A 13,826-nucleotide genomic window follows, 5' to 3' on the forward strand; every position below is an offset into this window, starting at 1 on the left:
CGCAGAAACCTCACTGCTCGTCGAAGAGGCTGGTCACCGAACCATCCTCGAAGACCTCACGCACCGCACTCGCGATCGTCGGAGCGATCGACAGCACCCTGATCTTGTCCAGATCCCGGCCCAGCTCCGCCGGCGTCGGCAGCGTGTTCGTGAACACGAACTCGCTCACCCGGGAGTTCTTCAGCCGGTCCGCGGCCGGACCCGACAGCACACCGTGCGTCGCGGTGACGATCACGTCCTCGGCACCGTGCGCGAACAGCGCGTCGGCAGCCGCACAGATCGTGCCACCGGTGTCGATCATGTCGTCGACCAGCACACACACCCGGCCCTTGACCTCACCCACGACCTCGTGGACGGTCACCTGGTTCGCCACGTCCTTGTCACGCCGCTTGTGCACGATCGCCAGCGGCGCACCCAGCCGGTCGCACCAGCGGTCCGCCACCCGCACCCGGCCCGCGTCCGGAGACACGACCGTCAGCTTGTCCCGGTCCACCTTCTCGCCCACATAGTCGGCGAGCAGCGGCAGCGCGAACAGATGGTCCACCGGACCGTCGAAGAACCCCTGAATCTGATCCGTGTGCAGATCCACCGTCAGAATCCGGTCGGCACCCGCCGTCTTCATCAGATCCGCGACCAGACGCGCCGAAATCGGTTCACGACCCCGGTGCTTCTTGTCCTGCCGCGCGTAACCGTAGAACGGCACGATCACCGTGATGGAGCGCGCCGACGCACGCTTCAGCGCGTCGATCATGATCAACTGCTCCATGATCCACTGGTTGATCGGAGCCGTGTGGCTCTGGATCACGAAGCAGTCCGCACCACGTGCCGACTCCTGGTACCGGACGTAGATCTCGCCATTGGCGAAGTCGAAGGCCTTCGTCGGGACGACCCCGACACCCAGCTGCTGGGCGACCTCCTCGGCAAGCTCGGGGTGGGCGCGGCCGGAGAAGAACATCAACTTCTTCTCGCCGGTCGTCTTGATCCCGGTCACAGCACAGTCTCCTCAGAGGTGTCTCAGCAGCGGGTATGCACTTGTGTGGATGTGCACTTATCACGGTACGCCGTGTTTGGCGCACACGATTCCGGTCAGTCCTCGTTCTCGCCCTGCCGGGACGCCACCTCGGCCGCCTTCGCCGCCGCGCTCCCCGGACGCTTCCGGGCCACCCAGCCCTCGATATTCCGCTGCTGACCACGGGCCACGGCCAGCGAACCGGGCGGCACATCCTTCGTGATCACGGACCCGGCAGCGGTGTAAGCACCGTCCCCGACCGTGACAGGAGCCACAAACATGTTGTCCGAACCCGTCCGGCAGTGCGACCCGACGGTGGTGTGGTGCTTCTCCTGACCGTCGTAGTTCACGAAGACACTCGCGGCACCGATGTTCGTGTACTCACCGATCGTCGCGTCACCCACATAGGAGAGATGCGGCACCTTCGTGCCCTCCCCGATGGACGCGTTCTTCGTCTCGACGTACGTACCGATCTTGCCCTTCGCACCCAGCCGGGTACCGGGCCGCAGATAGGCGTACGGCCCCACGGACGCGTTCGGACCGATGTGAGCGGAGTCGGACACCGTGTTGTCCACCCGCGCCCCCGCCTCGACCCGGGTGTCCTTCAGCCGGCTGTTCGGCCCGACCTCGGCGCCCTCGCCGATGTGCGTGGAACCGGTGAGCTGCGTACCCGGGTGCACGACGGCGTCCCGCTCGAAGGTGACGGTCACGTCGATCCATGTGGTGGCCGGGTCGACGACGGTGACCCCGTCGAGCATCGCTCGCGTGAGGAGCCGGTCGTTGAGAATCCGCCGCGCCTCGGCGAGCTGCACCCGGTTGTTGATCCCGGCGATCTCCCGGTGATCACCGGCCACGGAGGCGCCGACGCGGTGCCCGGCCTCGCGCAGGATCCCGAGCACGTCGGTGAGGTACTCCTCACCCTGGCTGTTGTCCGTCCGCACCTTCTTCAGCGCGTCCGCCAGCAACTGCCCGTCGAACGCGAACACCCCGCTGTTGATCTCCCGGATCGCCCGCTGGGCGTCGGTGGCGTCCTTGTGCTCGACGATGGCGGTGACAGCACCGGTGGCGTCGTCGCGCACGATCCGGCCGTACCCGGTCGCGTCCGGCACCTCGGCGGTCAGCACGGTCACGGCGTTGCCGTCGGCGGCGTGGGTCCCGGCGAGCTGCTTCAGCGTGTCGGCGGTGAGCAGGGGCGTGTCCCCACAGACGACCACGACGGTCCCGTCCACGGCCCCGCCCAGCTCCTCCAGCCCCATCCGTACGGCGTGCCCGGTGCCGTTCTGCTCGGCCTGCACGGCGGTCCTGGTGTCCGGGTCGATCTCGGCGAGGTGCGCGGCGACCTGCTCACGGGCGTGGCCTACGACGACGACAAGGTTCTGCGGGTCCAACTCACGAGCAGCGGCCAGCACATGGCCCACGAGGGAACGGCCGCAGATCTGGTGCAGGACCTTCGGTGTGGCCGACTTCATACGGGTGCCCTCACCCGCTGCGAGAACGACGACGGCGGCCGGGCGGATGGCGCTCACGGGGGTTGCCCTTCGGCTGGGGGTGAGTGGGATACAGCCGCAGGATACCGGGGGGACTTCTGGCGGACATGAGAGCGGGCCCTGACGGGGAGGTCAGGGCCCGAACCTAGGTTTTGTGTGCTGTGGCTCCCCCGCAAGGATTCGAACCTTGTCCTACTAGATCCAAAATCTAGTGTGCTGCCAGTTACACCACGGGGGACAGCGCTTCAGACCTTACCCGAGACGTGCCTCGGCTTGGGCCACGATTCCGGCCCACCAGCCTTCGATGCGGTTGTACAAGTGGGCGCTCCTGGCTACACCGATGACCAGGCACCCGTGGTAGTCGTCTCCGGCGTTCTTGCGGACTGTCTTCGGGTTGTGCTTCTTCAGCGTCGGCTTGGCGAAGACCGACGTGTCGATGTCGGCGACGGCGGCCCAGAAGCGATGCGCCGCCTCGACGTCTGCCGACTCGTGGATGAGCAACCGGAAAGTCAGGCGTTCGCGGTCTACCTCGAGCAGGTCCAGCCAAGCCAGGTAGGTCTTGATCACACCAGGGTCGCTGTTGACGAAGATCGCGCGCTCGCGGCGGTCGTAGGGCTTGCTCTTCGATCCTTCTGCCCAGTAGAGCGCGACGCCCACCATGAAGAGATCGCGATCGGTGAGTTCGCTGTTCTCTCGCTGCGCAGCGACCTTGGTCTGCTCGCGTTTCTCCCGCTCTGTGGCGCGGCGCTTTGCCAGGCCCTCCTGCATGAGCGTGCGTTGCTCCTCCGGTGTGTATCGAGGCTCGGGCCGCGGCAGATCTCGTACCCACAGCGACACCGAACTCCGCGAGCACCCCAGCTCCGCCTCGATCTGGTCGTACGTCCACCCCTGGAGCCGTAGCTCCCGGGCCTTCGCGCGGAGGTCGTCCTTCGCGTTCGGGCGCTTGGTCCACTCCGGCGGCGGCTCCCCCTTCACCAGCTGGTTGAGGATGTCGTTGTTGAAGATCTTCAGCTCGTCGCGGATCTGCCGGAGGCTGAGCCCCGCCCGCCGTAAGGCCACCGCCCGATCCCGCAGCCCCTCGAAGTCGGCGTATTTGCCAGGTGCATGTGTCATACGCATACCGTCCGGGCGGAATGGTGTGTTCCGGGGCCGAAGGGGAGCGGTTCACCAGCTCGAGGGATACCGGGTGGTTTCGAGGTCGTTCGATCACGGAGTGTGGTGTGTCGTGGGTGGGGAAAGTCGCCGGAAATGGCGGACCGGTCGCCCGTAGGCTGGATGCATGACCGTGACGGGGGAAGAGGCCACCAGGGGCATGACCGGCCCGTGGTGGTGGGCCAGGTGGCGTAGTGCGGTGCTGGACGGGGGGCTCGCGCTGGTGTCGGCCCTGGAGTGCGGTGCGGAGGGGATTCCGTTCGCGCGGGACGCGGGGATACCGGTGTCCCTGGGGATCGTGTTCGGGCTGATCGCCGGTTCGGTGCTGCTGGTGCGGCGCAAGTGGCCGATCGCCGTCGTGCTGGTCGCGATCGCGATCACGCCGGCCGAGATGGGTTTCCTGATGGGGATCGTCGGCCTGTACACGCTGGCGTCGTGCGAGCTGCCCCGGCGGATCATCGGCGCGCTGTCGGGGATGTCGTTACTGGCCACGATGATCGTGACGTTCGTGCGGGTGCGGCAGAGCATGGCGCGTGGCGATCTGACGATGGGTGACTGGTTCGTGCCGTTCGCGGCGGTGACGACGTCGTTGGGGCTGACGGCTCCGCCGTTGCTGTTCGGGCTGTATGTGGGTGCGCGGCGGCGGTTGATGGAGAGCTTGCGGGAGCGGGCGGACAGTCTGGAGCGGGAGCTTCAGTTGCTGGCGGAGCGGGCCGAGGAGCGGGCGGAGTGGGCGCGTAACGAGGAGCGGACGCGGATCGCGCGGGAGATGCATGACGTGGTGGCGCACCGGGTGTCGTTGATGGTGGTGCATGCGGCGGCGTTGCAGGCGGTGGCGCGGAAGGATCCGGAGAAGGCGGTGCGGAACGCCGCGCTGGTGGGGGATATGGGGCGGCAGGCGCTGACCGAGTTGCGGGAGATGCTCGGGGTGTTGCGGGCCGGTGAGGATGTGGGTGGCCGGCGGGGTGCGGGGGTGCCGTTGGCGGCGGTGGGGGAGGCGGCCGCGGCGGCTGCGTCGCGGGCGGTGGACGAGGCGGTGTCCGGGGAGGGGCCGTGTCTGTCGGAGTTGGACGAGTTGGTGGGGCAGTCGGCGGCGGCGGGGATGGTCGTGGAGCTGTCGGTGATGGGGGAGGTGCGGTCGTATGCGGCGGAGGTCGAGCAGACGGCGTACCGGGTGGTGCAGGAGGCGTTGACGAACGTGCACAAGCATGCGGCGGGTGCGAAGACGCATGTGCGGCTGGCGCATCGGGTGTCGGAGATCGCGATGCAGGTGGAGAACGAGGCGCCGCCGGAGCCGGGTTCGGTGGGGGCGGTGCGGTTGCCGTCGGGGGGTAACGGTCTGGTGGGGATGCGGGAGCGGGTCGCGGCGCTGGGTGGGGTGTTTGTGTCGGGGCCGACGGATGCGGGGGGTTTTCGGGTGTCGGCGGTGATTCCGGCGGCTTGATCCGGTGTCTCAGCCGGCGGTGAGGCGTACGGGTTCGATGCCGGTGATGAGGGTGGCGAGGGCGTGGTCGATGTCGGGGCCGACGTACCAGTCGCCGGTGTGGTCGAGGGTGTAGACGCGGCCTTCGGCGTCGATGGCGAGGGCGGCGGCGGTGTCGGTCTCCTCGCCGAGGGGGCACAGTTCGGTGCCGAGGGCGCGGCCGAGGTCGCCGAGGGTGCGGGCGAGGTGGCGGCCGTGCAGGGGGTCGAGGTGGAGGGTGGCGGGGGCGATCTGGCGGCCGGGTCCGCCGGGGGTGATGTGGAGGCCGCCGAATTCGGCCCAGGCTTCGACGGCGGCGGGGAAGACGGTGTGCCGGTGTCCGGCGGGTGAGGTGTGTTCGCGCAGGGCGTCGGCCCAGATCTCGGCCTGTTTTATGTCCCAGCGTCCGGGTTGCCAGCCGGCGGCGCGCAGGGCGGCGTCGACGGGGACGGGGAAGCGGGTGGTGGTGGCGCGGTCGGGGTGCATCTGCCCTTCGATCGTCGTGCTGGCGTGGTCGTACTGGGGTTGACGGTGGTGGTCAGCCGTCGGTTGCCGTGGGGTCGACGATGTGGACGCCGAAGTGGGCGCTGAGGGCGGTGCAGGCGCGGCAGGGGGTGGCGAAGCTGCCGTGGAGGGGGTCGCCGTCCTCGCGTATGCGGCGGGCGGTGAGTTTGGCGTTCTTGAGGGTTTTGCGGGCTTCGCCGTTGGTCATGGGTTTGCGGGCGGCGCGTTTGCTGCGGGTGGCGTCGGCGGCGGTGATGTGCCGGGAGATGAGGATGGTTTCGGCGCAGCGGCCGGTGAAGCGGTCGCGTTGGGCGCTGGTGAGGGTGTCGAGGAAGTCCTGGACGAGGGGGTGCAGGGCGGGGGGTTGGTCGCTGCGGGCGGCGGTGCCGGTGAGGGTGGCGCCGCGGACGGAGAGGGCGGCGGCGACGGTGGGCAGGATGCCGTCGCGGCGGTGGCGGAGGGTCGGGGTGGGGGGTGTGTCGGTGCCGCTCCAGCCGATGCGGGGGTCGCCGGAGCGCACGTCGGTACCTCCGTGGTGCAAGGTATTCATGATCGTTCTCCCCTCCCCGGGCGTCCCCCGAAGGACACAGGGTGCCAAATGCCGTGGCTGGTGCGGAAGCTGGGGCGGTGCGACACGCCAGGGCCGGGGTCGGTCGTCACGGTGGGGTGACGGCTGGTCACGGAGGTGGAGGTGTGGTCGCGGAGGGGGTTTTTCCGGGGATGCGGTGGAAGCGGAGGGGTGGTTTCCCCGGGGATGAGGTGGGCCGGTGACCGGGGTGCGTGTACCGCATAGGCTGTCGCCATCCGCGATCGACACCGCCGATTGAGGCCAGAGAGAACGCCGCAGGGGGCTACCGCCATGACGACAGGTCGGCTCGGGCAGCAAGCCGCGCCACCGAACGCGGCCTACGCCGGGCAGGTCGTGCACTTCCCGGATCCGGTCCGGGCGGCACGTCACCCGAGAGGGGTACGGGTCGACGAGCGCGGTTACCCGGATTTCTCGCCGTACGCGCGCGTGGCGGTGGAGATCGCCGAGCCGCCGGACGGGTTCGGGGTCGACGAGTTGCGGCTGACGGACTTCGTGTCGGCGAACGCGGCGCTGGCTGCGGCGGAGCACGAGTTGTGGGACACGGTGCCGGATGTGGCGACGCCGCACGGCTGGACGTGGCATCACGTGGCGGGTACGCGGCGGCTGGAGCTGGTTCCGGTCGAGGTGAAGGCGTTGCTGCGGCATCACGGCGGGATCGCGACGGCGCCGGTGGACCACGGCAAGCGTGGGACGCGGCCGTTGCAGGAGACGCGGCCGGCGCATTTCGGGTTGCCGAAGTCGGGTGTGGCGGTGACGGAGTCGCAGGTGCAGGGGGTCGAGGAGGATCTCGGTTACCGGCTTCCGGGTGCGTACCGCTCGTTCCTGAAGGCTGCGGGTGGGTGTGCGCCGGTGGGTACGGCGCTGGATGCCGACCTGGGTCTGCTGGTGGACCAGCCGTTCTTCACGGTGCGGGACGAGGCGGCGGTCAATGACCTGGTGTACGTGAACAAGTGTCTGCGTGACCATCTGACTAAGGATTACCTGGGTGTCGTGTTCGTCCAGGGCGGTCTGCTCGCGGTGAAGGTGAGGGGTGAGCGGCCGGGTTCGGTGTGGTTCTGCGCGTACGACGATGTGCGGGACGTGGATCCGTCGTGGTCGCCGGCTGAGCGGGTGGAGCGGTTGCTGCTGCCTGCGGGTGACGATTTCGACGCGTTCCTGTCCCGGCTGGCGGGTAGTCCGCCGGAGTTGGAGACGGTGGCGAATCTGATGGTCGACGGTGGTTTCGCCCGTGTCGTCCCGGTGTCTTCCGGTTCGGCGTCGTCCGGTCCGGTGGGGGAGTGAGCTTCAGGCGATGGTGACCTACGCGCAGGCGCAGGAGCGCGCCGAGGAGTGGATCAACGGTGACGTGCCCGCGTACCAGCATCGTGAGGTGCGGGTGCGGGAGTTCGAGCTGGGTTTCGTGGTGTGGGGCGAGGACCGTGCGGAGGGTCCGCGTTCGGACGCGGGTGCGCAGCGGCTCGTCATCGCGCGGGACAGCGGGGAGGCGACGCTGTGGCCGGCGTTGCCGGTGGGTGAGGTGATCCGCCGGTTCGAGGAGGAGTACGGCGGTCCCGACGGCCCGCAGGACGCGGCTCCGGCTCCGGCGCCGGCCCGGGTCGACCTGAATCAGACGTCGTTCCTGCTGACTCCTCCGGAGTGGTTGCAGGAGGCGGCGGACAAGCTGGGCATCGGGGAGCGGCGTCCGGAGGGGGCGTCCGCCGCGGTGGCTTCTTCCGGGACGGGTGCCGGGGTTTCGGGGGCCGGTGGCGGAGGGCTCGCGGAGACGCAGGCCGGGGTGCCGGCGGGGGCGCCCGGCGCGTCCGGTGTGCCCGCTTCCGGGGATGTGCGTCCGGGGGGTGTTCCGGCCGCGGATGTGCCGGTGGGTGCCACGCCGTGGGCCGGTACCGACACGAACGCGGGCTCCGGTGACGACGACCGTTCCGTGCCGTTGCCGGCGACGGTGTTCGCGCCGCCGCTGAGCGAGCCCGACGAGGGTCCCCGGCCGCCGGTGTCCACGCCGGAGGCGAAGACGGCGCTGATGTCGGGGGGCAGCCAGCTGCCGCCGACGGCGGTCGCGCCGGCGCTCGATGCGTCCCAGCTGCCGGGCGCGCAGGGCGGTCCGTCCGTCCCGGGTGGTGCGCCGGGCGTGCCTGGGGCGCCTGCCGCGCCGGGTGTGCCGCAGGGCAGCACGCCCCCGCCTCCGCCGCCCGGCACGCCGCCGTACGGCTACCCGCAGGCGCCGGGTGTGCCTGGTGCGCCCGGGGCGCCTGCCGCTCCTGCCGCGCCGGGCATGCCGGGTGTGCCGCAGGGCAGCATGTCTCCGCCTCCGCCGCCCGGCTACCCGCAGGCGCCGGGCGCGACGGGCACGCCTCCGCCGGGCGTACCCGTCCAGCCGCCGACGCCCGGGGCCCCGTTCCCGCCTCCCGCCGCGCCGGGTGTGCCGCAGGGCAGCACGCCCCCGCCTCCGCGGGGCGCCCCTTCGTACGGCTATCCGCAGGGGGCTCCGGGCTACGGCTATCCGCAGGCGCCGGGTGACGCACCGCAGGCTCCGGCGGATCCGGGTACGTCCGGGCGGCGGCTCGCGCCGAACGCCGGGGACATCGCGGACGCCGCGACCAGCAAGGCGGCGCCGCCGCCGAGGAAGGCGCGTGGTGGAGCGGGTGCGCCACCTCCGCCGCCGGGGGCCCCCGGCGCGCCGGGCGCGCGCCCGGGTGCGGTGACTCCGCCCGCGCCGGGTGCGTCTGCGGGCGCGTACGTGCCGACGCAGCTTGCGCCGGCGCTCGGGCCGGAGGGGCTCGAGGCGCCGGGCATGCCGGGCGCTCCGGGCGCCCCCAACCCGCCTGCCGCGCCTCCGGGCAACGTGCACCACGCGGCCACGATGCTGGCCGACCCCAGCCAGCTGGGCGGGGGCGCACCGCAGCCCCCGGGCGCCCCGGGCATGCCTCCGGTACCCGGCGCCCCTGCGGCTCCGGGCGCCCCGGGCATGCCTCCCGCGCCCGGCGCTCCGCAGCCGCCGGGCGTTCCCGCGGGGCCTGGTGCGCCGGGTGGTGGCCGGGGTGCCGTGCACCAGGCGGAGACCATGCTGGCCGCGCCGCCGGTGGCGGGCCCGGGTGTGCCTCCGCCACCTTCCGCCCCGGGCGTTCCCGGCATGCCGCCGCCCGCCCCGGGGGCTCCCGGCATGCCGCCGGGCCCTGCGGGGGCTCCGCAGCCGATGCCGCCGGGCGCGCCTGCGCCGGGGCAGCCGGCGTACGGGTATCCGCAGCAGGGGCAGCCCACGGTCGGCCCCGGCTATCAGGCCGTGCTGCGCTACCGCGCGCAGGACGGTTCGGAGCAGCAGCTGATCCGGCGGTCGGCGCCGGGTACGCCGCACCCGGAGTGGCAGATCTTCCATGAGCTGCGGGCGATGAACGTGCCGTCGGACCAGGTGCTGGAGCTGCACACGGAGCTGGAGTCGTGTGCGCTGCCGGGCGCCTACTGCGCGCGGATGATCCGGGAGCAGTGGCCGCAGGCGCGGATCGCGAGCATCGCGCCGTACGGCACGGATCACGCGAGCCGGCAGCAGGGGATGCAGCAGTTGCTGGCGCACCAGGGCGAGTTGCACCAGGTGGCGGACGGGCCCGCGCGGCCCGCGCCGGTGCGGGCGCCGCTGCCGCCGGTGCAGGCGGTGCCGCCGGTCCCGCCGGAGGGGATCGCGCAGGAGCTGGCGGCGGCGTTCGGGCCGGGGGTCTTCCGGTTCGAGCAGCAGGCGGTGTCGCGGCAGGGCGTGCCGCCGGTCGTGGCGCACACGCTGGTCGTGGCCGGCCTGCCGCTGGACATCGGCCCGTTCTTCTGGGCGCAGGCCCAGCCGGGCCGTCCGGTGCCGACGCTGGCGGAGCTGGCGGCCGAGCGCGGGGTGCAGCCGGCGGCGGACGCGGGCTCGTACCTGGTGATGGGCACCGACTTCGGCAAGGCGATCTGTGTGCAGTACGGCACGGCGAACATCGTGGCCGTCCCTGTGGAGGCGGGGCCGGGCGGTGCTCCGGTGGCGCCGCAGTTCGTGAACAGCGGGCTGCCCGAGTTCGCGCGCTGCCTGGCGTTGCTGGGCCGGATGTGGCGGCTGAGGTACGGGCTGAACCAGGAGCAGGCGGGCCGTTGGACCGTCGACTTCCAGGCGCAGCTGGCCGCGCTGGACCCGGCGGCGCTCGGTTCGCCGGAGAGCTGGTGGGCGGTGCTGCTGGAGCAGATGTGGGACGGGTTGCTGTAGCGCACGCCGTCCGGGTGTGAGAGCGCGTCATGCCCTTCACGCACGCGTGTGAAGGGCATGACTGCCTGGCGTACCGCATCGCGGCCAACGCCTGTCTGAACGCCCTGGAGAGCCGCGCGCGGTGGTGCGGCGTTACCTGCGCGCCTTCGAGGCGGCCCGATGTGCCGGCGCGTGGAGCGTACGGCCGTGAACGGACAACCGGCGCTCGCGGCGTACGCGCCGAGCGGCGGGACGTGGTCCTCACCGGCAGCCTCGCCGTCGTGGACGCGTTGCGGCAGGAGGACCTGGTCGACGAGTACCGGCTCATGACCTTCCTGGTGGTGCTGGGGCAGGGCCGGCGGCTGTTCCCGGACGGGACTTCGCCGGCCGGGCTGGAGTGTCTGTCGGCGGCGCACGTCCCGCTCGGCCGCCGGCTGCCCGGGCTGCGCCGGTTCGCAGCGTGATCATCACCCTTGAGGAGGAGGTGCTGTAGCCGGCCGTACGCACCACGCCGGTCGTGAAGTGCGGGAATTGATGCGTGACGTGACTGCGGAGTGTCGCGTTATGAACACTTGCGCCCGATCCATCAAGATGTGCGCGAAATCATCCTGTCGTGTATGTCGTGGATGTCCGGTGGAGAGGGGTTCCCAGGGTGAGCAGTGCATCGATGCCGCCGCACGGCTTCGTGACCGTCCGGGGGCGCGGCTACCGCCCCGATCAGGTGGACGCCCATATGCGGGCGCTGTCGCACGACCGGGACGCCGCGTGGGAACGCGCCGCGCGGCTGACCGTGCTCGCCCGGGACATGGAGGCGGAGGCCACGCGGATGCGCGAGGCCGTCGCCCAGCTCGCACCGCAGACGTACGAGGCGCTCGGGGAGCGCGCGCAGCGCCTGTTCCAGTTCGTGCGGGAAGAGGCGGCGGACCTCCGTGAGCGCACGCGGCGTGAAGCGCGCGAACAGGTCGCGCAGGCCGAAGCGCGCGCCGAGGGCGTACGCCAGGAGGCGCAGGAAGCCGCGGACGCGCTCGGCGCGGAAGCCGACGAGCGCGCACGCCAGCGCCTCCTCGCCGCGCGTGCCGAAGCCGACGACCTCCGCATCGGCGCCCGGCGCGAGGTGAAGGAAGGGCGCGGGGAGGCGCTCGCGGCGTTGCGTGAGGTACGGCAGCGCACCACCGGCCTGCTCTCCGAGCAGGCCCGGGAGCATGCCGAGCGGTGGGCCGCGTTCGAGCGCGAGGAGGCCGAGCGGGCCGCCGCGCTGGACGCCCGGCTCGCCGAGCGGGTGAGCCGCGCCGAGGTCGCGCTGTCCGAGGCCAAGCGGGCCTTCGGGGAGGCCGAGGAGGCGGCGTGCCGTATGCAGGAGGAGGCACACGCGCGTGCCGTCGAGATCATCGCCGACGCGCGCGTGCGCGAGGAGCGCATCGTCCGCGAGACGGAGCAGGTGCTGCGCGAGCACGGCGAGACCTGGGACGACGTACGGGAGCAGATGGACCACGTCCGCAGCAGCCTGATCTCGCTGACGGGCAGGGCGGCCCTGGAGTAGCGTCAGGCGTCAACCGGACGCATCCGCTCACTCGTTGAGCACCGGAAACCGTCGCGGAGCCAGGAACAGCAGGACCAGGAAGGCCAGGGCCGCCGCGCAGGCCGCGCCGAGGTACACCGCGTGCACCGCGTCGGCGATCGCGTGCCGGGTCGCCTCGGGGGCCGTACCGGCGTCCAACGCGCGCGTGACGGAGTCCAGGTCGCCCGCGCCACCCAGGCGCGCGGCCAGCACCCCGTTGGCGACGGCGCCGAACAGCGAGGCGCCCAGGGTCTGTCCGGTCTGCCGGCAGAACAGCACGGACGCGGTCGTGGTGCCCCGCTCCGACCAGCCCACCGTCGACTGCACGCCGACGATCAGCGGCAGCTGGAACAGGCCCAGCGCGCCGCCCAGCAGCAGCATCAGCAGCGTCGGCTGCCACCACGACCCGGGATACGGCAGGAACGGGAACGCGAACAGGATCAGCGCCGCCAGGCCGATGCCGAGCAGCGCGGTGTCGCGGAAGCCGATGCGCCGGTAGACGTGCTGGCTGAACGCCGCCGACACCGGCCAGCTCAGCGTCCACACCGACAGCACGAAACCGGCGGCCACGGGCGCGAGTCCGAGCACCGACTGCGCGTACGTCGGCAGGAACACGCTCGGCGCCACCATCAGCAGCCCGAGCGCGCCGAGCGCCAGATTGACGGCGGCGATCGTCCGGCGCCGCCACACCCACCCCGGGATGATCGGCTGCGCCGCCCGCCGCTCCACCACGACCACCACACCGGCGAGCGCCAGGCCCGCGCCGAACAGCGTGAGCGACGGCACCGACAGCCACGGCCAGGCGACCCCGCCCTGCACCAGCGCGGTCAGCAGCACCCCGCCGGCCGCGAACACCGCGAGCGCGCCGGCCCAGTCCACGCGCGCGCGTACCGCGCCCCCGGGGCCCTCCGGCATCTCCCGGGCCGGCTCGTGCAGATGGCGGACGACCAGCCACAGCGCGGCCGCGCCGATCGGCAGGTTGACCAGGAAGATCCAGCGCCAGTCGGCGTACGCGGCGAGCACCCCGCCGAGCCCCGGCCCGGCGACCGCCGACACCGCCCACACCGTGGACAGCTTCGACTGGATCTTGGGGCGTTCCTCGAGCGGATACAGATCGGCGGCGAGCGTCTGCACGGTGCCCTGCAACGCCCCGCCGCCCAGGCCCTGCACGATCCGGAACGCGATCAGCGCCGCCATGTTCCAGGCAGCCGCGCACAGCAGCGAGCCCAGCAGGAACACGGCCGCGCCCACCACCAGTACCGGCTTGCGGCCGAAGGTGTCGGACAGCTTGCCGTAGACGGGGAGCGAGACGGTCACGGCGAGCAGATAGCCGGAGAACAGCCAGGAGAAGACGGAGAACCCGCCGAGGTCGCCGACGATCTGCGGTACGGCCGTGGAGACGATGGTGGAGTCGAGCGCCGCCAGCGCCATCGCCAGCATCAGCGCGGCGACGACCGCCCCTCGCCGCCGGGTGTCCTGCCGCCGGTCGGCACCGCCGCGTATCGCGGGTGTCGTACTCCCCACCGCAAACCCCTCCCCCTGTTTCCCGGACTTCCGGAATCCTCGGCTCCCCGCCGGAACCTACCCCGTGCCCCGTGCAGCTATCTGCGCCACGAAAGCTTGCCACGGCACGCTCGAGTTGACCCTGACGCGACGGGAGGGTGGAGGCTCGGGGCGTCGAAGGGTGGAGGCAACCCCGAGACGGGCTCCGCCCCGAGGCGGAGTACCCCTAGGGGTGTCTCCGTATCAGGGCTGGGGGAGGGTTCGTCCCGGCGGAGGAGGAGACGGGCCGGGGGCGGTCCTTAACCTGGCTTTACGCCGCCGGGGGGCGGCTGACCGTACCGGAGGGGTGGGGTTTTCCCCA

At 71.8% G+C, this 13,826-nt stretch carries 11 protein-coding genes and 1 tRNA gene; 5 read left to right on the forward strand and 7 right to left on the reverse strand.

The window, feature by feature from the left end; genetic code table 11:
• Window positions 1-10: 10 nt before the first annotated feature.
• The 4 genes from ACH47Z_RS27445 to ACH47Z_RS27460 all read right to left on the reverse strand — a co-directional run bounded on the left by ACH47Z_RS27445 (window position 11) and on the right by ACH47Z_RS27460 (window position 3,609).
• The gene (locus ACH47Z_RS27445) at window positions 11-991 is read right to left on the reverse strand and encodes a ribose-phosphate diphosphokinase (protein ID WP_399078147.1); all 981 of its coding nucleotides are present in this window, start codon (window positions 989-991) and stop codon (window positions 11-13) included.
• A 95-nt stretch (window positions 992-1,086) separates the two neighbouring features.
• The gene (glmU, locus tag ACH47Z_RS27450; RefSeq protein ID WP_399078150.1) at window positions 1,087-2,535 is read right to left on the reverse strand and encodes a bifunctional UDP-N-acetylglucosamine diphosphorylase/glucosamine-1-phosphate N-acetyltransferase GlmU; all 1,449 of its coding nucleotides are present in this window, start codon (window positions 2,533-2,535) and stop codon (window positions 1,087-1,089) included.
• Window positions 2,536-2,658: 123 nt separating this feature from the next.
• Window positions 2,659-2,734 (reverse strand) — tRNA-Gln (locus ACH47Z_RS27455).
• A gap of 14 nt (window positions 2,735-2,748) precedes the next feature.
• Complete coding sequence (locus tag ACH47Z_RS27460; RefSeq protein ID WP_399078152.1) at window positions 2,749-3,609, reverse strand: helix-turn-helix domain-containing protein; 861 nt, start codon at window positions 3,607-3,609, stop codon at window positions 2,749-2,751.
• A gap of 166 nt (window positions 3,610-3,775) precedes the next feature.
• Here ACH47Z_RS27460 and ACH47Z_RS27465 point away from each other — a divergent pair, with 166 nt between their 5' ends.
• Entirely contained in the window at window positions 3,776-5,092 is a 1,317-nt protein-coding gene (locus tag ACH47Z_RS27465; RefSeq protein WP_399078154.1) for a sensor histidine kinase, read from the forward strand.
• A 9-nt stretch (window positions 5,093-5,101) separates the two neighbouring features.
• Here the strand turns inward: ACH47Z_RS27465 and ACH47Z_RS27470 are convergent, their stop codons facing one another.
• Together ACH47Z_RS27470 and ACH47Z_RS27475 are read right to left on the reverse strand one after the other, a co-directional pair.
• Window positions 5,102-5,596, reverse strand: a complete 495-nt coding sequence (locus tag ACH47Z_RS27470) for an SUKH-3 domain-containing protein (protein WP_399078155.1) — start codon at window positions 5,594-5,596, stop codon at window positions 5,102-5,104.
• A 52-nt stretch (window positions 5,597-5,648) separates the two neighbouring features.
• On the reverse strand, window positions 5,649-6,164 hold the full coding sequence (locus tag ACH47Z_RS27475) for a YwqJ-related putative deaminase (protein WP_399078157.1): 516 nt from the start codon (window positions 6,162-6,164) through the stop codon (window positions 5,649-5,651).
• 309 nt (window positions 6,165-6,473) lie between these two features.
• Here ACH47Z_RS27475 and ACH47Z_RS27480 point away from each other — a divergent pair, with 309 nt between their 5' ends.
• The 4 genes from ACH47Z_RS27480 (at window position 6,474) to ACH47Z_RS27495 (ending at window position 11,944) form a co-directional block, all read left to right on the forward strand.
• A complete protein-coding gene (locus ACH47Z_RS27480) occupies window positions 6,474-7,484 on the forward strand; it encodes an SMI1/KNR4 family protein (protein ID WP_399078159.1) in 1,011 nt (336 codons plus the stop codon).
• A 10-nt stretch (window positions 7,485-7,494) separates the two neighbouring features.
• Window positions 7,495-10,425, forward strand: coding sequence for an SUKH-4 family immunity protein (locus tag ACH47Z_RS27485; RefSeq protein WP_399078161.1), 2,931 nt, complete (start codon window positions 7,495-7,497; stop codon window positions 10,423-10,425).
• A 161-nt stretch (window positions 10,426-10,586) separates the two neighbouring features.
• Complete coding sequence (locus tag ACH47Z_RS27490; RefSeq protein ID WP_399078163.1) at window positions 10,587-10,868, forward strand: dihydrofolate reductase family protein; 282 nt, start codon at window positions 10,587-10,589, stop codon at window positions 10,866-10,868.
• Between the two features lie 203 nt (window positions 10,869-11,071).
• Window positions 11,072-11,944, forward strand: a complete 873-nt coding sequence (locus tag ACH47Z_RS27495; protein WP_399078374.1) for a cellulose-binding protein — start codon at window positions 11,072-11,074, stop codon at window positions 11,942-11,944.
• A 27-nt stretch (window positions 11,945-11,971) separates the two neighbouring features.
• Here the strand turns inward: ACH47Z_RS27495 and ACH47Z_RS27500 are convergent, their stop codons facing one another.
• Entirely contained in the window at window positions 11,972-13,486 is a 1,515-nt protein-coding gene (locus tag ACH47Z_RS27500) for an MFS transporter (RefSeq protein ID WP_399078165.1), read from the reverse strand.
• Between the last annotated feature and the right edge of the window lie 340 nt (window positions 13,487-13,826).

Source organism: Streptomyces sp. NPDC020192 (genome assembly GCF_044388685.1).
GTDB lineage: Bacteria > Actinomycetota > Actinomycetes > Streptomycetales > Streptomycetaceae > Streptomyces.

Excerpts from the sequence above, each read along its gene's own strand:
- ACH47Z_RS27465 (WP_399078154.1), top strand. The coding sequence starts at position 3,776 with ATGACCGTGACGGGGGAAGAGGCCACCAGGGGCATGACCGGCCCGTGG.
- ACH47Z_RS27495 (WP_399078374.1), top strand. The coding sequence starts at position 11,072 with ATGCCGCCGCACGGCTTCGTGACCGTCCGGGGGCGCGGCTACCGCCCC.
- ACH47Z_RS27470 (WP_399078155.1), bottom strand. The coding sequence starts at position 5,596 with ATGCACCCCGACCGCGCCACCACCACCCGCTTCCCCGTCCCCGTCGAC.
- ACH47Z_RS27485 (WP_399078161.1), top strand. The coding sequence starts at position 7,495 with ATGGTGACCTACGCGCAGGCGCAGGAGCGCGCCGAGGAGTGGATCAAC.
- ACH47Z_RS27480 (WP_399078159.1), top strand. The coding sequence starts at position 6,474 with ATGACGACAGGTCGGCTCGGGCAGCAAGCCGCGCCACCGAACGCGGCC.
- ACH47Z_RS27475 (WP_399078157.1), bottom strand. The coding sequence starts at position 6,164 with ATGAATACCTTGCACCACGGAGGTACCGACGTGCGCTCCGGCGACCCC.
- ACH47Z_RS27460 (WP_399078152.1), bottom strand. The coding sequence starts at position 3,609 with ATGACACATGCACCTGGCAAATACGCCGACTTCGAGGGGCTGCGGGAT.